At 64.0% G+C, this 19,341-nt stretch carries 19 protein-coding genes; 10 read left to right on the forward strand and 9 right to left on the reverse strand.

Annotated elements, in window-relative coordinates:
• Window positions 1-15 precede the first annotated feature (15 nt).
• Window positions 16-1,161 (reverse strand): penicillin-binding protein activator, encoded by a 1,146-nt coding sequence (locus tag ED21_RS01710; RefSeq protein ID WP_034920950.1) that lies wholly within the window; start codon window positions 1,159-1,161, stop codon window positions 16-18.
• A gap of 38 nt (window positions 1,162-1,199) precedes the next feature.
• Between ED21_RS01710 and rsmI the strand changes: the two genes are divergently transcribed.
• The 3 genes from rsmI to gshB are packed head-to-tail and all read left to right on the forward strand — an operon-like array spanning window position 1,200 to window position 3,404.
• On the forward strand, window positions 1,200-2,054 hold the full coding sequence (gene rsmI, locus ED21_RS01715) for a 16S rRNA (cytidine(1402)-2'-O)-methyltransferase (protein ID WP_006832087.1): 855 nt from the start codon (window positions 1,200-1,202) through the stop codon (window positions 2,052-2,054).
• The gene (locus ED21_RS01720) at window positions 2,051-2,401 is read left to right on the forward strand and encodes a YraN family protein (RefSeq protein WP_006832088.1); all 351 of its coding nucleotides are present in this window, start codon (window positions 2,051-2,053) and stop codon (window positions 2,399-2,401) included. Before rsmI ends, ED21_RS01720 begins: the two co-directional genes overlap by 4 nt.
• 34 nt (window positions 2,402-2,435) lie before the next feature.
• The gene (gene gshB / locus ED21_RS01725; protein ID WP_006832089.1) at window positions 2,436-3,404 is read left to right on the forward strand and encodes a glutathione synthase; all 969 of its coding nucleotides are present in this window, start codon (window positions 2,436-2,438) and stop codon (window positions 3,402-3,404) included.
• Here the strand turns inward: gshB and ED21_RS01730 are convergent, their stop codons facing one another.
• Window positions 3,405-4,304 carry a tyrosine recombinase XerC gene (locus tag ED21_RS01730; RefSeq protein ID WP_006832090.1) on the reverse strand — a complete coding sequence of 300 codons (900 nt, stop codon included), beginning with the start codon at window positions 4,302-4,304 and terminating at the stop codon, window positions 3,405-3,407. It lies immediately after the preceding gene.
• Window positions 4,301-5,455, reverse strand: coding sequence for a radical SAM family heme chaperone HemW (hemW, locus tag ED21_RS01735; protein ID WP_006832091.1), 1,155 nt, complete (start codon window positions 5,453-5,455; stop codon window positions 4,301-4,303). Before hemW ends, ED21_RS01730 begins: the two co-directional genes overlap by 4 nt.
• A gap of 47 nt (window positions 5,456-5,502) precedes the next feature.
• On the opposite strand from hemW, the gene ED21_RS01740 reads away from it, so the two are divergent.
• Entirely contained in the window at window positions 5,503-6,084 is a 582-nt protein-coding gene (locus ED21_RS01740; RefSeq protein ID WP_006832092.1) for a CAP domain-containing protein, read from the forward strand.
• Here the strand turns inward: ED21_RS01740 and rdgB are convergent, their stop codons facing one another.
• On the reverse strand, window positions 6,085-6,711 hold the full coding sequence (gene rdgB, locus ED21_RS01745) for an RdgB/HAM1 family non-canonical purine NTP pyrophosphatase (RefSeq protein ID WP_006832093.1): 627 nt from the start codon (window positions 6,709-6,711) through the stop codon (window positions 6,085-6,087). It abuts the gene before it with no gap.
• The gene (gene rph, locus ED21_RS01750) at window positions 6,708-7,424 is read right to left on the reverse strand and encodes a ribonuclease PH (RefSeq protein ID WP_006832094.1); all 717 of its coding nucleotides are present in this window, start codon (window positions 7,422-7,424) and stop codon (window positions 6,708-6,710) included. The genes rdgB and rph overlap by 4 nt, the downstream gene beginning before the upstream one ends.
• An 85-nt stretch (window positions 7,425-7,509) precedes the next feature.
• Between rph and hrcA the strand changes: the two genes are divergently transcribed.
• From hrcA to ED21_RS01770, 4 genes are all read left to right on the forward strand, one after another.
• Window positions 7,510-8,553: a heat-inducible transcriptional repressor HrcA gene (gene hrcA / locus ED21_RS01755; protein WP_006832096.1), complete on the forward strand. Its 1,044-nt coding sequence runs from the start codon at window positions 7,510-7,512 to the stop codon at window positions 8,551-8,553.
• 14 nt (window positions 8,554-8,567) lie between these two features.
• Window positions 8,568-9,170 (forward strand): nucleotide exchange factor GrpE, encoded by a 603-nt coding sequence (gene grpE / locus ED21_RS01760; protein WP_006832097.1) that lies wholly within the window; start codon window positions 8,568-8,570, stop codon window positions 9,168-9,170.
• Between the two features lie 25 nt (window positions 9,171-9,195).
• A complete protein-coding gene (locus tag ED21_RS01765; protein ID WP_034920954.1) occupies window positions 9,196-10,947 on the forward strand; it encodes a DUF885 family protein in 1,752 nt (583 codons plus the stop codon).
• Between the two features lie 62 nt (window positions 10,948-11,009).
• Complete coding sequence (locus ED21_RS01770; RefSeq protein WP_006832099.1) at window positions 11,010-11,300, forward strand: glycine zipper domain-containing protein; 291 nt, start codon at window positions 11,010-11,012, stop codon at window positions 11,298-11,300.
• A gap of 59 nt (window positions 11,301-11,359) precedes the next feature.
• Here ED21_RS01770 and ED21_RS01775 read toward each other — a convergent pair whose 3' ends face one another.
• The 3 genes from ED21_RS01775 to ED21_RS01785 all read right to left on the reverse strand — a co-directional run bounded on the left by ED21_RS01775 (window position 11,360) and on the right by ED21_RS01785 (window position 13,661).
• Complete coding sequence (locus ED21_RS01775; protein WP_006832100.1) at window positions 11,360-12,523, reverse strand: indoleamine 2,3-dioxygenase; 1,164 nt, start codon at window positions 12,521-12,523, stop codon at window positions 11,360-11,362.
• 116 nt (window positions 12,524-12,639) lie between these two features.
• Entirely contained in the window at window positions 12,640-13,113 is a 474-nt protein-coding gene (locus ED21_RS01780) for a hypothetical protein (protein ID WP_006832101.1), read from the reverse strand.
• A 62-nt stretch (window positions 13,114-13,175) separates the two neighbouring features.
• A complete protein-coding gene (locus ED21_RS01785; protein ID WP_006832102.1) occupies window positions 13,176-13,661 on the reverse strand; it encodes a copper chaperone PCu(A)C in 486 nt (161 codons plus the stop codon).
• 177 nt (window positions 13,662-13,838) lie between these two features.
• On the opposite strand from ED21_RS01785, the gene dnaK reads away from it, so the two are divergent.
• Together dnaK and dnaJ are read left to right on the forward strand one after the other, a co-directional pair.
• Window positions 13,839-15,770 (forward strand): molecular chaperone DnaK, encoded by a 1,932-nt coding sequence (gene dnaK / locus ED21_RS01790; RefSeq protein WP_006832103.1) that lies wholly within the window; start codon window positions 13,839-13,841, stop codon window positions 15,768-15,770.
• A 75-nt stretch (window positions 15,771-15,845) separates the two neighbouring features.
• Window positions 15,846-16,970 carry a molecular chaperone DnaJ gene (gene dnaJ, locus ED21_RS01795; protein WP_006832104.1) on the forward strand — a complete coding sequence of 375 codons (1,125 nt, stop codon included), beginning with the start codon at window positions 15,846-15,848 and terminating at the stop codon, window positions 16,968-16,970.
• Between the two features lie 9 nt (window positions 16,971-16,979).
• Here the strand turns inward: dnaJ and ED21_RS01800 are convergent, their stop codons facing one another.
• Entirely contained in the window at window positions 16,980-19,295 is a 2,316-nt protein-coding gene (locus ED21_RS01800; RefSeq protein WP_006832105.1) for a patatin-like protein, read from the reverse strand.
• Between the last annotated feature and the right edge of the window lie 46 nt (window positions 19,296-19,341).

Genomic DNA, 19,341 nt, shown 5'->3' on the forward strand with positions numbered 1-19,341 from the left:
AAGGTTATCCGCCTGTCAGAAGCCCTTCGGGGCCGGCGACACGATCTCGACATCGCCACTGGTTACGCGGCGCACCTCCATCGCGCGTTCGACCACGCCGTTGCGCTGGAAGCGGAAGGGACCATCGACCCCGTCGAAACCGCCCGACTGGAACAAGACATTCGTGGGGAAGGGCCGACCGACCCTCCAGTCCCGCGCGGCGCGCAGCGTCAGGAGAACGGCGTCATAGCCGAGCGTTGCGACCCGGTAGGGCTGTCCGCCGAAACGCTCCTCGTAGCTGCGCACGAAGCCGCCATAGCGCCCGTCGATAACCGCCGAGAACAGCGCACCGCGAAGGGCGGTCGATCGCAGGACCGCGCTATCGCCGCTCCATCGTTCGGTGCCGAGGATGCGCAGGCCGCTGGACTTCACCCCTTCGGCGCCGCGGATCGAATTGCTCCCGCCATCGGCGATCAGCACGGCATCGAAGCCGCCGCGCTGTTTGAGCCGCCCGGCTGCACTCACCACCGAAGTGTTGGTGCGCGAATACCTCTCGCCCGCGACCAGATTGCCGCCATGGTCCGACAGCGCCGAGCGCAGCGCCGCCTCGGCGCGGTTGCCGTAGTCCCCGTCGGGCGCGAGAATGGCGAAAGCGTCCGCTCCATTGTCGCGCGCGTATTCGACGCTGCGGGCGATCGACTGTTCGGGGATATGGCCCATCACGAAGACACCGGGTCCGGCGACGGTGGCATCGTTCGAAAAGCTGATGATCGGTACACCGGCGGACGAGGCTTCGGCGCGCACCGACACCACGTTGCTGCCGAGCAGCGGCCCGAGAATCACCTTGTTGCCATCCGCAATCGCCTTGCGCGCGGCGGCCTGTGGCCCCTGAGCGGTGTCATAGGTGGTGATGCGCAGGTTGTCGGCCTCGGTATCGAGGATCGCCATGGTAGTCGCGTTGGCAATCGCCTGTCCGACCTCTCCGTTCTGCCCCGACAGGGGTACGAGCAGCGCCACGCGGTGAACCCCCTCGTCCTGCGGCAGGCTGGTCGCGCTCGGCTCGGGCGTGGGCGTGCCGGTCGTCGGCGTGTCGCCGCCCTTGGGAATGATCGAACAGCCCGAAAGCAGGACCGCGCCTGCGGCCATCATCATGTTGCGCCGGGTGACAAATGCTCGGTTCATTCTTGCCGCGTCCCTCGAATGTGGTTCATGGGGGGAGGGTGAGCGACAACGCCCAACCTCTTCCCGAAGGCCTTACACCCGGTCTTTACCTTGTTGCCACCCCTATCGGGAATCTCGGCGATATCACCCTGCGCGCCGTGGACATCCTGTCACGCTGCGACGGGGTGGCGTGCGAGGATACGCGGGTTACGGGCAAGCTGCTGAAGCATCTCGGCATTTCCAAGCCGCTGTGGCGCTACGACGATCACAGCGAGCATCGCGACCGGGGCCGTCTCGTCGAATCGATGCGCACCCGCGCGGTGGCGCTGGTCAGCGATGCGGGTACGCCGATGATCTCCGATCCGGGCTACCGCCTCGTCAACGATTGCCGGACCGAGGGGATACCCGTCACCAGCCTTCCGGGGGCGTGTGCCGCCGTGGTCGGCCTGACGCTAGCCGGGCTGCCGAACGACCGCTTCCTGTTTGCCGGCTTCCTGCCTGCCAAGGAGAAAGCGCGGCGCGAGACACTGGAGGAATTGGGCGCCACAGACGCCACGCTGGTATTCTACGAGACCGGGCCACGCCTCCTCAAATCGCTCGCCGCGCTGCATGAGGTCATGCCCGAGCGCGAGATCGCCGTCGCGCGCGAGCTCACCAAGCTCCACGAGGAATGCCGCCGGGGCCTCGCCGACGGGCTGTTGGCCTATTACGACGCGCATCCGCCAAAAGGCGAAATCGTCCTTCTCGTCGGCCCGCCTGAAGAACACGCGCCCAGCGATGCCGATGCGGACGCCATGCTGCGCGAGGCGATGCAGACGATGAAGGCCAGCCAGGCTGCCGCGCAGGTATCGAAAGCCACCGGTCTCGATCGCAAGACGCTCTATGCCCGCGCGATGGAGATGAAATCCGAATGAAGCGGCAAAGGGCCGAACAAAGCGGCCGCGACGGCGAAACGCGCGCTGCGTTCTGGCTCAAGGCCAAGGGCTGGCAAATCCTCGATACCCGCGTGAAGACCCCGGCGGGCGAGATCGACATTGTCGCGAAACGCGGGAAACTGGTCGCGTTCGTCGAAGTGAAGTGGCGCAAGAGGCGTGAGGAACTCGACCACGCGATCGACCAGCGCCGGCTCGCTCGGGTTGCCGCGGCGAGCGAGGCGGTGGCGCATCGTTATACGGGCGAGGGCGAAGATATTCGCGTGGACGTGATCCTCCTTGCGCCCGGCGCGTTCCCTCGGCACATCGCCAACGCCTGGCAGCCCTGATCCTTCGACGGGCTCAGGATGATCGGAGTTTGAAATGACCCTACGCGTCGCCGTCCAGATGGACCCGCTCGAAAGCATTAAGATCGCGGGCGACAGCAGTTTTGCGCTTATGCTCTCCGCGCAGGAGCGTGGGCACGAGGTCTGGCATTACGACGTCTCCAGCCTCGCGTGGCAGAGTGACGGCACGCCTGCCGGAAAGATCACGGCCCATGCCGCGCCGGTGACGGTACAGCGGGTGGAAGGCGACCACTTCTCCGCCGGGGAGCGTCGCCGCATCGACCTCGCGCAGGATATCGACGTCATTCTGATGCGGCAGGACCCGCCGTTCCATCTGGGCTATATCAGCGCCGCCTTCCTGCTCGACCGGTTAAAGGGCACGACGCTGGTCATCAACGACCCGCGCGAAGTGGTGAACGCGCCGGAAAAAATGTTCGTGCTCGACTACGCGCGGTTCATGCCGCCGACGATGATCGCGCGCCATCTCGACGATCTGAAAGCCTTCCAGCAGGAACACGGATCGGTCGTCATCAAGCCGCTCCACGGCAATGGCGGCAAGGCGATCTTCCGGCTCGACGCGGACGGCACCAACCTGTCGGCGCTGAGCGAGGTCTTCGATATGACATGGCCCGAGCCTCACATGATCCAGCCCTTCCTTCCGGAAGTTTCGGAGGGCGACAAGCGGATCGTGCTGGTCGACGGAGAATTCGCAGGCGCAATCAACCGCTTCCCCGGCGAAGGTGAGTTTCGTTCGAATCTCGCGCAGGGCGGCCATGCGGAATCGGCCACGCTGACGCCGCGCGAGGAGGAAATATGCACGGCGATGGGGCCGGAGCTGAAAAAGCGTGGCCTCGTCTTCGTTGGGATCGATGTCATCGGCGGAAAATGGCTGACCGAAATTAACGTGACCTCCCCCACCGGCATCGTCGCCATCGACAAATTCAACGGTACCGACACGGCGGGGCTGATCTGGGACGCGATCGAGCGCCGTCACGCGGCCATGTGATCAGTCCTCACGCTCGCGCGGGTGGGCATTGCGATAGGTGTCGAGCAGGCTGGCAGCGTCGACCTTGGTGTAGATTTGCGTCGAGCCGAGGCTCGCATGGCCAAGTAGCTCCTGCAGGCTTCGAAGATCGGCTCCCGCTCCGAGCAGATGCGTCGCGAAGCTGTGCCGCAGGGCATGGGGTGTCGCGGTGTCGGGCAGGCCGAGTGCGCGCCGGGCGCGTGCGGTCGCCTTCTGGACCACCCCCTGTGAGAGCACGCCGCCTTTGACGCCGCGAAACAGCGGGTCCTTCGGCCCGAGCGGCCAAGGACATTGCTTGACGTAGGTGGCGACCGAGTCGCGAACGAGAGGCAGCAGCGGCACGACGCGCTGCTTGTTGCCTTTGCCGGTGACGGTGAGCGTTTCGCCCAGCGGCAGGTCGCCGCCCTTGAGCGAAAGCGCCTCTGATATCCGCATGCCGGCTCCATAGAGAAGCAGCAGCACCGCCCGATCGCGCGCGCCGACCCATCCGTCGACAGCCAGTTCCTCTATCGTCTCGGCAAGGCCGATGGCGTCATCGGGGGTGACGGGACGGGGGAGGCCCTTCTTCAAGCGAGGCCCGCGCATCCGCGGCGCGTCGGTCTGCTCGTGGCCAGCCTGCGCGCGGGCAAAACCAATGAAGGATTTGAGCGCCGACAGTTCCCGCGCGGCCGATGCGTTGGACAGGCCATCGCTGCGCCGCGAGGCGAGATGCGTGCGCAGCTTACCAGCCGAGAGCTCGGCGATTTGGTCGAATTCATGGAGATGGAGGCGGGAGAGCAACCGCTCGGCTGCCTTGTGATAAGCGCGGACCGTGTGCGGCGAGCGACGCAGGCCGTGCGCCAGGTGATCGTGCCACGCGCCGAGGACCTCCTGACGGCTCAAGGGCTGACCAGTTCCGCCGGGACGATTTCGCCGAGCAGGGCATCGAGTAGCGGCATGCCGGCGTCGGTGACGAAGAGACGCTCGCCCTCCATCCTTACGAGGCCGAGGTCGCCATAGAGCGCCAGCTTGGCCGGCTCGACAAGCTGCGCACGTTCGACCCCGAAGCGGCCCTTCAAATCCTGCAGGTCCACGCCCTCGGTCAGGCGCAGCCCCATGAGCATCGCCTCGCTCGCCTGTTCGCGCAGACCCAACACGCGATGCTCGGCAATGCCATCGCCCTGCGCGGTAACCGCGGCGAGGAAGTTCTCCGGCTTCTTGTGCCGCGTCGTCGCCACGCCCCCGCGCCGTCCATGCGCGCCAGGACCGATGCCGTGGTAATCGCGATAGCGCCAGTAGGTGAGGTTGTGGCGGCTCTCCTCGCCCGGCCGCGCGTGGTTGCTGATCTCATAGGCCGGCACACCGGCGGCGGCGGTCATCTCGCGGGTGAGGGCGAAGAGATCGGCCGCGGGGTCGTCGGCCAGCGGATCGAACACTCCGCGCCGGACATCGGTGGCGAAGCGGGTAGAGGGCTCGATGGTCAGCTGGTAGAGCGAGAGGTGCGAAGTGCCGAGCGCCAACGCTTCGGACAATTCCTGACGCCATTCGTCCTCGGTCTGGTCGGGGCGGGCATAGATCAGGTCGATCGACACGCGGTCGAACAGCCTCTGCGCCGTCTCTGTCGCTTTCAGTGCCTCCTCGACACCGTGCAGTCGCCCGAGGAATTTGAGCACATCGCCCCGCAGCGATTGCACGCCTAGCGAGACGCGGTTGATCCCCACATTCGCCAGATCGGCAAAATTGGCCGCCTCGACCGAAGAGGGATTGCCTTCGAGCGTGATCTCGATGTCCGGCGAAAAGCCCCACAGACGTTCGGCCTCGCGCAGCAGTGACGCCACCAGCGCAGGTGGCATGAGCGAAGGTGTTCCTCCGCCAAAAAAGATACTTATGAGCGGTTCTTCACTTTTCGTCGCAGCAAATTCCGCGCGCATGTCGGCGAGCAGGGCGGCTTCCCACTCAGCCATATCGGTGCGTTCGCGTACATGGCTGTTGAAGTCGCAATAGGGACATTTCGCGAGGCAGAAAGGCCAGTGGATGTAGAGCGAACGGGCCAAGATATGCCTTCACATCAAATTAAGCAGAACCACGCCAGAAAAGCGGCATGGACGGGTCGAAAATCATCATCGCGGCAGGCGCCGCCATCGCTGCGCTATGTGCCACGGGTATTACGGTGGCTGCAAGCGCGAGGGAAAGCGCGTCACCGGCGCAATATCGGGCGCATGAACGCTATGACAACCGCATGAGCGACCGGCTCGCCGTGCGGATGCTCGACGCGCACAATCGGGAGCGCGAGCGGCTCGGCCTGCCGCGCCTGAAGTGGAACCGTGCGCTGGAGCGCGAGGCGAAGCAGTGGGGCCATGAACTGGCTCGCAAGGGGCGGCTCGAGCACGCCGACTTGCGCACGCGCAACTCCACCGGCGAGAACCTATGGATGGGTAGCCAGGGCCAGTGGGATGTGGTCGTCGGACTCGACATGATGATCGACGAGAAGAAGCACTACACCCACGGCAATTTCCCCGAGATCTCCCGCACCGGGAAATGGGCCGACGTGGCGCATTACACCCAAATCGTGTGGCGCGACACGAAGGAAGTCGGCTGCTCGGTGGTCAACGATCGCGGGTGGGACGTGCTGGTTTGTCGTTACTGGCCGGCCGGCAATGTCTGGGGCCAGAAAGCTTACTGATCACCCGAATTGCTCGGCGACCATCTTGGCGAAGGCATCGGCCCGGTGGCTGATGGCGTGCTTTTCCTCCGGCGCGATTTCGGCGAAGGTCTGGTCGCGGCCCTTGGGCACGAAGACCGGGTCATAGCCGAAGCCCGTCTCTCCGCGCGGCGGCCATGTGAGTGTGCCGGGCGCGGTGCCCTCGTAGACCACCTGCTCGCCATCGGGCCAGGCTAGCGCGAGGACACAATGGAAGGCGCAGGATCGGTCCACATCGGCACCCTTCTGCTGGAGCATCCCTTCGACCTTGCCCATGGCCATGTACCAGTCGCGGCCCGGGTCGCCTTCGAAATGTTGCCGCTCGGCCCAGTCGGCGGTGTAGACCCCGGGGCGCCCGTCGAGTGCATCGACCGACAACCCGCTGTCGTCGGCTAGGGCGGGAAGGCCGGAGGCCTCCGCCGCAGCCCGCGCCTTCAAAAGCGCGTTCTGGACAAAGGTAGTCCCGGTTTCCGGCGGTTCGGGCAAGCCCAGCGAACCTGCGGAGATGCACTTGACCCCATAAGGATCGAGAAGCGCCGAAATCTCCTTCAATTTGCCCGCGTTGTGCGTGGCAATCACGAGGCTGCCCGAACCGATCCGGCGTGTCATTTGCGCGTGGCCTCGTCCTGCGCGCGGAAGATGTCTGCGCAGCCCATCTGGGCGAGGCGGAGGAGGCGCAGGAAGGCTTCCTCGTCATAGGGCGCGCCCTCGGCGGTGGCCTGCGCTTCGGCGATCTTGCCGCCTTCGATCAGCACGAAGTTCGCGTCCGCATCGGCGTTGCTGTCTTCGGGATAGTCGAGGTCGAGCACCGGCGTGCCCTTGTAGATGCCGCAGGACACGGCCGCGACCTTGGCGGTGATCGGGTCTTCCACGAGGTCGCCCGACTTCATCAATTCGTTGACGGCAAGGCGAAGGGCCACCCATGCGCCAGAGATTGAGGCCGTGCGCGTGCCGCCGTCCGCCTGGATGACGTCGCAATCGAGCGTGATCTGCCGTTCGCCGAGCTTCTTGTGATCGACTACGGCGCGCAAGCTCCGCCCGATAAGGCGCTGGATTTCCTGCGTTCGTCCGCTCTGCTTGCCCTTGGCCGCTTCGCGCTGGCCGCGGGTGTGCGTGGCGCGCGGGAGCATGGAATACTCGCCCGTGACCCAGCCTTCGCCCCTGCCGCGAAGCCACGGCGGGATGCGTTCTTCGACGGATGCCGTACACAGCACCTTGGTCTCGCCGAAGCTGATCAGGCAGCTGCCCTCGGCGTGCTTGGTGTAACCGGTTTCGATGGTGATGGCGCGCATTTCGTCGGGCGCGCGTCCTGAAGGTCGCATGATTTCTCCAATGCAGTCGAATCTCTGTCATGCGGGTTAGGCGCTTGCCCCTTGAGGCCGCAAGGGGAGTGGTTAGATAGAGCACATGAAATCCCTACCGCTCACCGATATGTCCGACCGCGCCCGCGAGATTTTCCGGCTCGTGGTCGAAGGCTATCTGGAGAGCGGCTCTCCCGTGGGATCGAAAGCACTTGCGGGCGAGGGCACGGTAAACCTGTCGCCGGCCTCCATCCGCTCGGTGCTGGCGGAGTTGGAACAGCGCGGCCTCCTTGCCGCGCCGCACACCAGCGCTGGCCGGATGCCGACCGACAGCGGACTGCGCCTCTTCGTAGACGCGATGATGCAGGTGGCCGAGCCGACCGCACAGGAACGCGCCGCGATCGAGCAGCGGATCGGCCACCCCGGACCGATCGAGCGCGCGCTTGAACAAACCAGTGCGTTGCTTTCCGACCTTTCGGGCGCGGCGGGCATGGTGATGGTCCCGCGCCGCGAACCGCGCCTAGCGCAGGTTTCGCTCACCGCGCTCGACGCCAACCGCGTGCTCGCCGTGCTGGTGGGCGAGGACGGACAGGTTGAGAACCGCATTCTCGCACTCCCCGCGGAAGCGCTGGGAACCTCGCTCGAACAGGCGAGCAATTTCCTCACCGCCAAGGCCGCCGGACGCACGCTCGCCGAGGCAGCGGTCCTGGTCGAGCGCGAGATTGCCAGCGAACGGAGCGCCCTTGACGAGGCCAGCCGCGATATCGTTGCGCGCGGTATCGCCATGTGGTCCGAGGACGCTTCGCATCGTCCGGTGCTCATCGTGCGCGGCCAGGCGAACCTGCTCGACGAAAGCGCGCTCGCCGATATCGACCGTGTGCGTTCGCTGCTCGACGATCTCGAAAACAAGCAATCGGTCGCGACCCTGCTCGAAAACGCGCGCGAAGCGGAAGCCATGCGCATTTTCATCGGCAGCGAGAACCGGCTCTTCTCGCTTTCCGGCTCATCCGTAATTGCCGCGCCCTATCGCGACGCGCAGGGAAAGGTGGTCGGTGTGTTGGGCGTGATCGGCCCCACGCGGTTGAATTACGCGCGCGTCGTCCCCATGGTGGATTTCACGGCCCGATCCTTGGGCAAGAGAATAGGCTGACAGGGTTTTTCCAAGTGACCAACGAGAACACGAACGAACCGCAGGACAAGGCGGTCGATGAAGAAGTAGCGCGCGAGATGGAAGGCGTGCCCGAACACCTGCGCGACAATGGCGGCGAGGACGAAGACGCAGCTGATGAAGCGCTCGACGATGCACTTGCCAGCCTGCGCGGCGATCTCGAGACCGCGAAGCAGGAAGTGCTTTACGCTCGTGCCGAAACGCAGAACGTGCGCCGCCGCATGGAAAAGGACGTTCAGGACGCGCGCAATTACGCCGCGACCGGTTTCGCCCGCGATATCCTCAGCGTGGCGGACAATCTCGGCCGTGCGCTCGACGCCATTCCCGCCGAACAGCGCGAGGACGAGAAGCTGAAAGGCTTTATCGCCGGTATCGAGGCGACCCAGCGCGAGCTGGAAAAGGTCTTCAACCAGAACGGCATCACGCGCATCGCCGCCAAGGGTATGCCGCTGGACCCCAACCAGCACCAGGCGATGATGGAAATCCCGACCGCGGATGCGGAGCCGGGGACCATCGTGCAGGAAATGCAGGCCGGCTACATGATCAAGGATCGTCTCCTGCGCCCGGCCATGGTCGGCGTGGCGAAGAAACCGGACTGATATTCACGACATCGGGAGAGAGACGATGAGGACTGCCCTTTTGACGAGTGCGGTCCTTGCCGCCTCTGCCTTTGCCACACCGCTCAACGCGCAGGACAGCGCGGACGAGCGGGTGATGGCGCTCGCCGACGAGTATTACGACTACAATCTCGCCGAATACCGCATGACCGAGACCGAGAGCGGCAGCACTGAATGGGGCGACCGCCTGTGGAGCGTAACGCCCTCGGCCCAGCAGGCGCGAGCGAGGCGCTATGCGCAGATCCTCGAACGGCTGGAAACGATTGATGGGGAGGCGCTGTCAGCAGAAGCACGAACAAACGCGCTGGTCCTGCGCACCTTGCTCGAAAGCGATATCGGTGATGCGCGTTTTTCCGAATGGGAGATGCCCTTCGACAGCGACAGCAATTTCTGGTCCTACCTCGCCGGCCGCAGCGCTTTCTCGACGGTCGAGGATTACGAGAACTACATCGGCCGGATGAACGATCTGCCTCGCTATTTCGCGGAACATACATCCAACGCCCGCGCCGGGCTGGAGCGCGGCTTCAGCGTGCCCCGCGTGACGTTGGAGGGACGCGATGTCTCCATAGCGGCCTATGTGGTGGAAGACTATCGCGATAGTCCGTTTTGGAAACCGTTCGAAGATATGCCTGATCGCATCCCGTCCGAGGTGCAAACACGGCTAATGCGTGAAGCTCGCTCGGCCATTCAGGGCGAAGTGACGCCCGCCTATCGCAACTTGCTGACATTCTTCCGCGAAACCTACTTGCCGGAAACGCGTACAACGCTCGGCGCGAGTGAGTTCCCGCAAGGCGAGACCTATTACGCCCAGCAAATCCGCCAATACACCACGCTCGACCTGACTGCCGAACAGATCTACCAGATCGGCCTCGAAGAGGTCGCGCGCATTACGGCCGAGATGGAAAAGGCGAAGGACGAGGCAGGCTTCACCGGCACGCTGGCCGAATTCATCACTTTCCTGCGGACCGATCCGCAATTCGTCGCCGATACGCCCGACGAACTGATGGGCGTGGCCGCCTACACCGCCAAGCGCGTAGACGACAAGCTGGGCGAGTATTTCGGCTTCCTCCCGCGCTTCCGCCATGGCCTGCGCCCCGTCGATCCAGCCATAGCGCCCTTCTACACTGCAGGGCGCGGCGGGCTCGAATACTGCCAGATCAACACGCACGACCTGCCGTCGCGCCCGGTCTACAACATCCCCGCGCTCACCATGCACGAATGCGCACCTGGCCATTCCTTTCAGGCAGCGATCGCCCTCGAGCAGGACGACGCGCCCCGCTTCCGCCGCCAGACCTATTTCTCTGGTTTCGGGGAGGGCTGGGGACTCTACACCGAATATCTCGGCAACGAGATGGGTATCTACCGCACGCCCTATGAGCGGTTCGGCCAGCTCTCCTACGAGATGTGGCGCGCGGCGCGTCTGGTAATCGATACGGGCATCCACCACTATGGCTGGACCCGCGAACAGGCAGTTAAGTATCTTTCCAGCCACACGGCGCTATCCGACCGCGAGGTCGGGACCGAGATCGATCGCTATATCAGCTGGCCGGGGCAGGCGCTCGCCTACAAGCTGGGCGAAATGACCATCCGCCGCGTGCGCGAGAAGGCCGAAGAGGCGCTTGGCGAAGATTTTGACATCCGCAAGTTCCACGATGTGGTGCTCTCGCTCGGCTCGGTGCCGCTGCCGGCCCTCGAAGAACGGATAGACGCTTTTATCTCCGATGGCGGGCAGGGACTGCCGGGTGTGACTTACGACTGACCGGGAACGCCCGTGTCTTCCTTCCGTAGTCAATTCAACAGGGACGCTGACGGAGAGTAGCTATGAAAAGCAAATTGTTTATCGCACCCGCGATCGCTCTATCGAGCCTGAGCCTCGGAGCGTGCGCCCAGAATTATGGCGTGGAAGGTGCGGTTGCAGGAGCTGCGGCCGGTGCAGGCCTTGCGGCAATTACCGACGGGGACATCGAAACCTACGCTCTGGCCGGCGCTGCCATCGGCGGGGTTGTCGGGTATGCTACTGACAAGAACGACGAGTGCGATGGCTATTACGGAGATGGTCGTTATGTCGACGACGACTGCCGTTACGACGATCGCTACTCACGTTATTGGTAATTTTTTGAGGGTTGATCCTAAGGTTGGGGCGCTCCGAGAGGAAGCGCCCCTTTAAGTTCTCAAACCGTCTGCACGCGGTTCTCGTCACGGTGCTTTTTAAGGTATTTCATGAACGGTGTACCGCCGGTGCCGACGTCGGGATCGTTGCCCGCAATCGAACCGGCCTGCTTGTTGATGTAGCTCGCCGCATATTCGAGATGCCGCGTGCGGAAGCGGGCCGACTGCTCGAGACAGGCGTTGAAGGCGTCCTTCAGCTCCTGGCTGTCGCTCGCGCTGACGAAATCGCGCAGTGTCGAATGCTTTGCGAGGTCTTCGATAAAGCGGCGGTGCTCGACCGGACGGTACTGGTGCAACTCATCGAGGAACTGGCGCAGCGGGTCTTCGCTATGGCCGACCTGGAACAGCGCATCCATCGCCGGGACGATGCTGGATTGCGAGCCGGTCTGGCCGCGGAAAGCCTGCGGCTTGCCTTCGTACCGGTCCATGCCTTCGTAAACGAGGCCGCCACCTTCCAGCGCGGGGTTATTGGCCCAGCCGTGGATGTAAGGGCGCACGCGATGGAAGTAGATGTAAGGGTCGCACTGCTCGGGCATCCGGGCGAAGTGGCCGTAGATACGTTCCCAGGCCTCGTCCATTTCCCTGAGCAGCCGGGTCGCCTCGACCTCGTCGCCTTCCTTCGCGAGCGTCACCAACCGCGCGGCGTCGTCGAGCAGCACGCCCGCTTCGGCCTCGATCGCGACGTGGACGAGCACGAACCAGTTCTCGTCCGCTCCGCACAGGAAGTTCTGGTGCATGGCGATGTTGTCGAGCGAGATCGGCCCCGACTTGTCGAGCCGGTACCAATTGTCGAGCACATAGCCGGAATAGGGCAGCAGGGGCGCCTGCCCGAGCCGGTCGGCAAGCGCGCACATGGGGCGCGAGAGGTTTGCCGGGAGATGCTTGGGCGGGGTCGTCTCGCCCCAGACATAGGCCTGCACGAGGAAGGAATAATGCACCATGGCGGTGCGGACTTCTTCTTCCGCGGCGGTCTTGGCCCAGTCGTCAATCTCTGGGTTGGGAAGGGTATCGAGCCAGTGCCGCACGCGGCCAGAGGTCAGCAGTGCGGAGAGTTTTCCGGCGGCTTCAACGATCGGTACGAAGCGTTCGGGAAGAGTGATTTCATCGATTTCGTAATGCGAAAGATAGCCGCGCTCGCGGCTCATACCGTAGTCTTTAAGCTCCATTTTGATGACTCATCGCCGGGCGCGGGTTGGGCCGCCCGGTCAATCCGTGCATTCGTATCCATTGTAACCGGTTGGCTCAACCGGGGGGCAGTGGAAAACTTGGCAATGACGTAGGGTCAACCAGTCGCACCAGGGAAGCGGACGAGGAGGTCGTAGGCAGCAGGATCGGCTGCTCCTGCAAGCTTGACTCCATTGCGAAGCCAGAAGGCGTGCTTGACGATTTCGGCCTGTTGCTCGATCCCGTAGCGATCGAGCGACCAGCCGGGCTTGAGCGAATAGTCATACCGTGCCCACGGCATGCGGTGGGTGACCAGATACCACTCACCCTTGGTCTGGACCTGCCAGACATGGACCAGTTCGTGTATCAGAAGGCCCTGACGGATCACGCTCTCGCGCGAGAAATCCTCGCAGTAGTTGGCGGAATTCGGATGGAAATGAAGATGGCCGCGCGGCGCCATCGTAATCTTTCGGGGCTGGAACGGAAACCATTTGCGCCGGCGGATCGTGACGCGCGCATAATCGATTGCATCTCCGAAGACGCTGCGCGCAAGGGCGATTTCGCCCGGGGTGAGGGGCCGTTCCCCGCCCACCGGACAGGCGGAAGGGACCGGCTCCTCGTGACTTTCGACCCCGAGCGTATCGCGAAGATCGTTCAGCGATCGTCCCCGGCGGCTTGGATCTCCGCGGTGAAGCTGTGGGGCTTGTTCCCCGCCGCGACTAGCGTGACCTCGGCCGTGCCGCCTGCGGCCATGTCCTCGGGCAGTTCGAAGACCATTATGTGCATGCCGCCCGGGGCGAATTCGAGGCTGCTTCCCGGCTGGATGGTCTGGGGATGCGCTTCGCCCATCACCATCTTGTCGCCTTCCATGATCGACTGGTGCATTTCCGCCCGGCCGGCGCCTTCGACGGTGGCGTTGCGGAAGGTCACACTGCGATCACCCTTGTTGGCGAGATCGAAGTAGACAGCGGCCGGATTGCCGGCGACCGGAGGCAGGACCAGTCGGGCGTTGGTAATCTCGATCCCGGCGATAGTGTTCGCGGGGGCGGCTTCTGCGGGCTGTTCGGCTTCGCTCCCGCAGGACGCGAGTGGAATAGCGGCACCGGCAAGCATCAGCGCGGCAATAATCGGTTTGTTCATGGCAATTTCCCTCTTGTGATAGGCGCAAAAAACTAGCGCAGGCCATCCCTTGTGCCAAGGAAAAGCGCTCTTATATCGCCCCTGTAATACACCGTTTTATCGAGCTGCCGACGGGTTTTGCCACTTACGGGAAACCAGCTGCGCAGCGTCCAATGACTTGAAACAGATGGGGAAACCATGAGCAAGATTATCGGTATCGACCTGGGCACCACCAACAGCTGCGTCGCCGTGATGGACGGCGGCAAACCCAAGGTCATCGAGAATTCCGAAGGCGCGCGCACGACGCCCTCGATCACCGCCTTCACCAAGGATGGCGAGCGTTTGATCGGTCAGCCGGCCAAGCGCCAGGCGGTCACCAATCCGGACAACACCCTCTTCGCGATTAAGCGACTCATCGGCCGCCGGTTCGACGACCCCATGACCAAGAAGGACATGGAGCTGGTCCCCTATGACATCGTCAAGGGTCCGAACGGCGACGCATGGGTGGAAGCTGCCGGCGAAAAGTACAGCCCGAGCCAGGTCTCGGCCTTCATCCTTCAGAAGATGAAGGAAACGGCTGAGGAATATCTCGGCGAGAAGGTCGAAAAGGCGGTCATCACCGTTCCGGCCTACTTCAACGACGCCCAGCGCCAGGCAACCAAGGACGCCGGCAAGATCGCCGGCCTCGAAGTCGAGCGCATCATCAACGAACCGACTGCGGCTGCGCTGGCCTACGGCCTCGACAAGGACGACGGCAAGACCATAGCCGTTTACGACCTTGGCGGCGGCACCTTCGACGTTTCGATCCTCGAGATCGGTGACGGCGTGTTCGAAGTGAAGTCGACCAATGGCGACACCTTCCTCGGCGGTGAGGACTTCGACAGCGCTATCGTCGAATGGCTGGCCGACCAGTTCAAGAAGAAGGAAAACATGGATCTGCGGAGCGATAAGCTCGCGCTGCAGCGCCTCAAGGAAGCGGCCGAAAAGGCGAAGATCGAGCTCAGCTCGGCGCAGACCACGGAAGTGAACCTGCCCTTCATCACCGCACGCATGGAAGGTGGCTCGTCCACCCCGTTGCACCTTGTGGAAACCATAAGCCGCTCGGACCTCGAAAAGATGGTCGGCGACCTCATCAAACGCACGCTCGAGCCCTGCAAGAAGGCACTGGCTGACGCGGGCATCGACAAGGGCGGTGTGGACGAGGTCATCCTCGTCGGCGGCATGACCCGCATGCCCAAGGTGCGCGAGACGGTCGAGGAATTCTTCGGCAAGAAGCCGCATACCGGCGTAAACCCCGATGAAGTCGTGGCCATGGGCGCTGCCATCCAGGCCGGCGTCCTCCAGGGCGACGTCAAGGACGTGCTGCTGCTCGACGTGACCCCGCTTTCGCTGGGTATCGAAACGCTCGGCGGCATCATGACCAAGATGATCGACCGCAACACGACGATCCCGACCAAGAAGAGCCAGACCTACTCGACCGCCGAGGACAACCAGCAGGCTGTGACGATCCGCGTGTTCCAGGGCGAGCGCGAGATGGCGAGCGACAACAAGCTGCTTGGTCAGTTCGACCTGGTCGGCATCCCGCCCGCACCACGCGGCGTGCCGCAGATCGAGGTCACTTTCGACATCGACGCCAACGGCATCGTCAACGTGTCGGCCAAGGACAAGGGCACCGGCAAGGAACAGCAGATCCGCATCCAGGCATCGGGCGGTCTGTCCGACAGCGACATCGACCAGATGGTGCAGGACGCGGAGAAATTCGCCGACGAGGACAAGAAGCGCCGCGAAAGCGCCGAGGCCCGCAACCAGGCTGACAGCCTCGTCCACGCGACCGAGAAGCAGCTCGAAGAGCATGGCGACAAGATCGACGCTTCGCTGAAGAGCGAAGTGGAAGAGAAGGTCGCAGCGCTCAAGACCGCGCTCGAAGGCGACGATGCCGCTGACATCAACGCCAAGGCCCAGGATCTGTCGCAGAGCGCGATGAAGATGGGTCAGTCGATCTACGAGAAGGAGCAGGCGAACGCCGGTTCCGACGCTCCGGAAGGCGGCGACGCCGGTTCGGATGCAGCGCAGGAGGAAGAGGTGGTCGACGCCGAATTCTCCGAAGTCGACGAAGACGCGAAGAACTGAGACGCCTGATGAAAACTCCGCCCCCACCGGTGCCGCTGCGCTCCGGTGGGGGTAAGTTTTAGGGCGGGGATTGCCATGTCAGCTACCGAAATCGATTTCTACGAAGTGCTCGGCGTCAGCCGCGATGCGGATGGCGCGGCCATCAAGAGCGCCTATCGCAAGCTCGCGATGAAGCATCACCCGGACAAGAACCCGGGCTGCACCGAGAGCGAGAACACCTTCAAGGCGATCAGCGTCGCTTATGATTGCCTCAAGGACCCGCAAAAGCGCGCAGCTTATGATCGGTATGGCCACGCAGCCTTTCAGAACGGCGGCGGCCCCGGCGGGGCGCATGGCAACGCCGATTTCGGCGATATCGGCGACATCTTCGAGACCATCTTCGGCTCCGCCTTTGGTGGCGGCGGCGGGCGTGCCCGTCCGCGGCGCGGAGCAGACCTGCGCTACGATATGGAAATCGGGCTGGAAGACGCCTTCCACGGCAAGTCGACCGAAATCGAGATCGAGGTCAGCAAGGCCTGTGACACCTGCCACGGTTCGGGTGCGCAGCCCGGCACCCATGCCCGCACCTGCAATCTGTGCGGCGGGCAGGGCAATGTCCGCGCGAAGCAGGGCTTCTTCGTGGTCGAACGGCCGTGCCCGAATTGCCACGGCGCGGGCGAAGTCATCACCTCGCCCTGCCGCGACTGCCGCGGCGAAGGGCGCGTGGACGTTCCGCAAAAGCTGGAGGTCGATATTCCTCCCGGCGTCGACACCGGCACACGCATCCGCCTTTCCGGCAAGGGCGAAGCGGGTCCGCGCGGCGCGCCTGCGGGCGATCTCTACATCTTCGTCCATGTAAGGCCGCACGAGATTTTCCAGCGCGAAGGCACCACGCTCGCCACGCGTGTACCGATCAGCTTCACCAAGGCTGCGCTGGGCGGATCGATCGAAATTCCCGGCCTCGATGGCGAGGAACTCACTCTCGAAATTCCGGCCGGTATCCAGTCGGGCAAGCAACTGCGTCAACGCGGCGCAGGCATGCCCGTGCTGCAGGGGCGCGGACGCGGGGACATGGTGGTCGAGATCGCGGTGGAAACGCCGACGAAACTTAGCAAGGAGCAGCGCGCGCTGCTCGAACAGTTCCGCGAGCTGGAAACGGGCGACGAATGCCCGCAGTCCAAGGGCTTCTTCGACAAGATCCGCACTGCTTTCGGCAGCTGATCGCGACGATCAGGCGAGACGTTCCTCGATCTCGCCCCTGATCCCGTCGATCAGCGCGAGATCGAGACGACCGGCCTCTTCCTCCTCGTCGAGGATGGCTAGGAACGCGCGCCGCTTGAAATCGCGGCACCGTGCCTCGGGTAGCGGCGTGTCCAGCGTCGAGCAGGTGATATCGATCATCCGCTCGGCTCCGTGCAGCCGGCCCCAGAGGTAGTCGTTCTCCCGGTAGGCACGGCTGAAGAAAGCCCCGAAATTGTAGAACTCGATCCCGCGCAAGGTCGCCAGCGTGCCGCCGTCGCGCAGGCTGCGCGCGTCGTCCGGACTGATGCGGTCGACCTTGACCGGATCGAATTCGGTCAGCCCCTCGTGCCGCAGGAGCGGGAGCGTGGCGACATCGTAGAAAGGGAAGCCGAGATAGGCGAACAGCATGCGCCGCCGCAGATTGTCGGGCATTACCGAAAGCGCCTCGGCGAGCATTTCCTCCGCCCGGTCGTCGAGTTCGATGAGCAGGCGCCGGCTCTCCACATGATCGAGCAGAGCCGCGGGATCGCGAAGCGCGCCCTGTGCGATCTCGCCGAAGGTGTCGCCCAGTGCAGCGGCTCCCTCCTTCTCGAAATAGAGCGACAGGATCGCGTAGATCGTGTTCCGGCCCTCTTCGAGCGCGGCGTCCGGTATCTCGGGATCGGCTTCCCAGTCGCGGGCCAGCCGCCTCGCCAGCAGGCGCAACCGGCGGATACGAAAACCGATATCGTGTTCCCGGAAGAACAGGATGGCTTCGCGCGTCGCGCCCCCCTTGTCGCTCGCGAGCGTATCCAAACCGCGGCGGCTGAGTTCGCCCCTCAGCGCTTCCTCGATCGTTCCGTGATCGGTCAGGTGAAGGGTCGGCGCTTCCTGCCAGGCGAGCTTCGCGAGGCGCGTGACGATCCCGCTGACCTTGGCATGGGCGTAGGACTGGAAGGCATAGCCTGCCTGTTCGGCCGCCGCCTGCTGCGCTTTCTGACGCCACGCTTTGAGCCGCTTGGGCGTGGGGCGATCGAGGAACAGTGTGTAGCCGAACAGCTTCTCCACCGTCCGTTCGACATCCGGTCTCAGCGCCTTGATAATGCGCGACAGGCGCTCGGCCTCACGGCTTTGGCCTTCCAGCTGTTCGAGATTGTCCCGGATCGGCTGCTCGCGCGGGATGGTCGACAGGGAACCGAAGATCGAGGAGAAGAATCCGACATCGCCGGTCCGGCGTGCATGCCTTTCGCCGAAGCGGTCGGGGCGCGGATCGACATAGACGAAACGCCGGTCGATCTCGCGCTGGGCCGGGCGGCCACGCAAGGCGGCCATGGCCCCGCCGAAGGGCTTGTTCACCAGCACCGACCCGTCAATCAGCGAGACGCTTTCGACATTCTCGCGCATCACATGGACGGGCATGATCCGCTCGAGGAAATCCTCGCGACTTTGCCAGTCGTGTTGGCATTCCGTTGCAAGGCTATCGATCTCTTCCAGCTTGAGCGGAGGAAAGGCGCCGGGGAAACTCGCCGTAGCGCGCGCCGCGAAGACAAGCTCCATCGGGTCCGCCAGGCTCACTCCGGCAAAGCCGGGGGTCTTGCGCCGGAAGGTGATCGGCATGCGATGCTCGCTGTCCTCGACGACCGGAGGGCTGTTGAGGCGGAGGAGTTCGAGATAGCCGTGAAAATCGGTCGCCGTCACGAACAGGTCGAGCGGGTGGTTCGGCGGAAGGAGCGGCGCCTCGCGCGGGGTCGCGGCCATGGAAGCAAAGGCCCGCGCCAAGAGGCGGGAGAAGCCGAGGCCCGAGAAAGGCGGTTCGAACCACCGTCCGCGGATAAGATGCGAGACCTTGCGCCGCACTTCCTGCCGGGTTTCCGGCGCCACTTCGGCCGCGATCTCGGTGCCCGGCCGGCTCAGCATCCAGGTCGCGAAGGGCTGGGCCCAGATCTTGCCGCCCGGCCAGCGCAGTTTTGCTTCCGGATCGGTCAGCTCGTCAACATCGGCCATCTCCAGCCACAGGTCGGTGAGCGGTTCGAGGCTCTGGCCGGAGAAGATGGCCTGGGCAAGGAAGACCGCATTGATGCCGCCCGCGCTCGCCCCGCTGGCGATATCGGGCAGGATGCGGAGGCGCAGTTTCTCGCTGGCCTCGATCTCTTCGAGCATTTCAAGATAGACCGTATGCGCCCCGCCGCGCTTTTCGTGGTCCGCATGGAAATCGCGGCTCGCGCGGGCAAGCTGCCACACTTCGCGTGTGACGCCGTGCATGTAGACTGCCAGGCTGACCCCGCCATAGCAGACAAGCGCGATCCTCAGTTCCTTCTGCCGCATCGCCTTCCTTTGTGCACAGCTGCACGGGTAAAGGCAATTGCGTTCC

This window comes from Erythrobacter sp. SD-21, assembly GCF_000181515.1.
In the GTDB taxonomy this organism is placed as follows: Bacteria; Pseudomonadota; Alphaproteobacteria; order Sphingomonadales; family Sphingomonadaceae; genus Qipengyuania.

Coding starts and splice junctions, on each gene's coding strand:
- ED21_RS01740 (WP_006832092.1), top strand. CDS start 5,503: ATGGACGGGTCGAAAATCATCATCGCGGCAGGCGCCGCCATCGCTGCG.
- ED21_RS01710 (WP_034920950.1), bottom strand. CDS start 1,161: ATGAACCGAGCATTTGTCACCCGGCGCAACATGATGATGGCCGCAGGC.
- gshB (WP_006832089.1), top strand. CDS start 2,436: ATGACCCTACGCGTCGCCGTCCAGATGGACCCGCTCGAAAGCATTAAG.
- ED21_RS01765 (WP_034920954.1), top strand. CDS start 9,196: ATGAGGACTGCCCTTTTGACGAGTGCGGTCCTTGCCGCCTCTGCCTTT.
- hrcA (WP_006832096.1), top strand. CDS start 7,510: ATGAAATCCCTACCGCTCACCGATATGTCCGACCGCGCCCGCGAGATT.
- rph (WP_006832094.1), bottom strand. CDS start 7,424: ATGCGACCTTCAGGACGCGCGCCCGACGAAATGCGCGCCATCACCATC.
- ED21_RS01775 (WP_006832100.1), bottom strand. CDS start 12,523: ATGGAGCTTAAAGACTACGGTATGAGCCGCGAGCGCGGCTATCTTTCG.
- ED21_RS01785 (WP_006832102.1), bottom strand. CDS start 13,661: ATGAACAAACCGATTATTGCCGCGCTGATGCTTGCCGGTGCCGCTATT.
- rdgB (WP_006832093.1), bottom strand. CDS start 6,711: ATGACACGCCGGATCGGTTCGGGCAGCCTCGTGATTGCCACGCACAAC.
- dnaJ (WP_006832104.1), top strand. CDS start 15,846: ATGTCAGCTACCGAAATCGATTTCTACGAAGTGCTCGGCGTCAGCCGC.
- dnaK (WP_006832103.1), top strand. CDS start 13,839: ATGAGCAAGATTATCGGTATCGACCTGGGCACCACCAACAGCTGCGTC.
- ED21_RS01720 (WP_006832088.1), top strand. CDS start 2,051: ATGAAGCGGCAAAGGGCCGAACAAAGCGGCCGCGACGGCGAAACGCGC.
- ED21_RS01770 (WP_006832099.1), top strand. CDS start 11,010: ATGAAAAGCAAATTGTTTATCGCACCCGCGATCGCTCTATCGAGCCTG.
- ED21_RS01800 (WP_006832105.1), bottom strand. CDS start 19,295: ATGCGGCAGAAGGAACTGAGGATCGCGCTTGTCTGCTATGGCGGGGTC.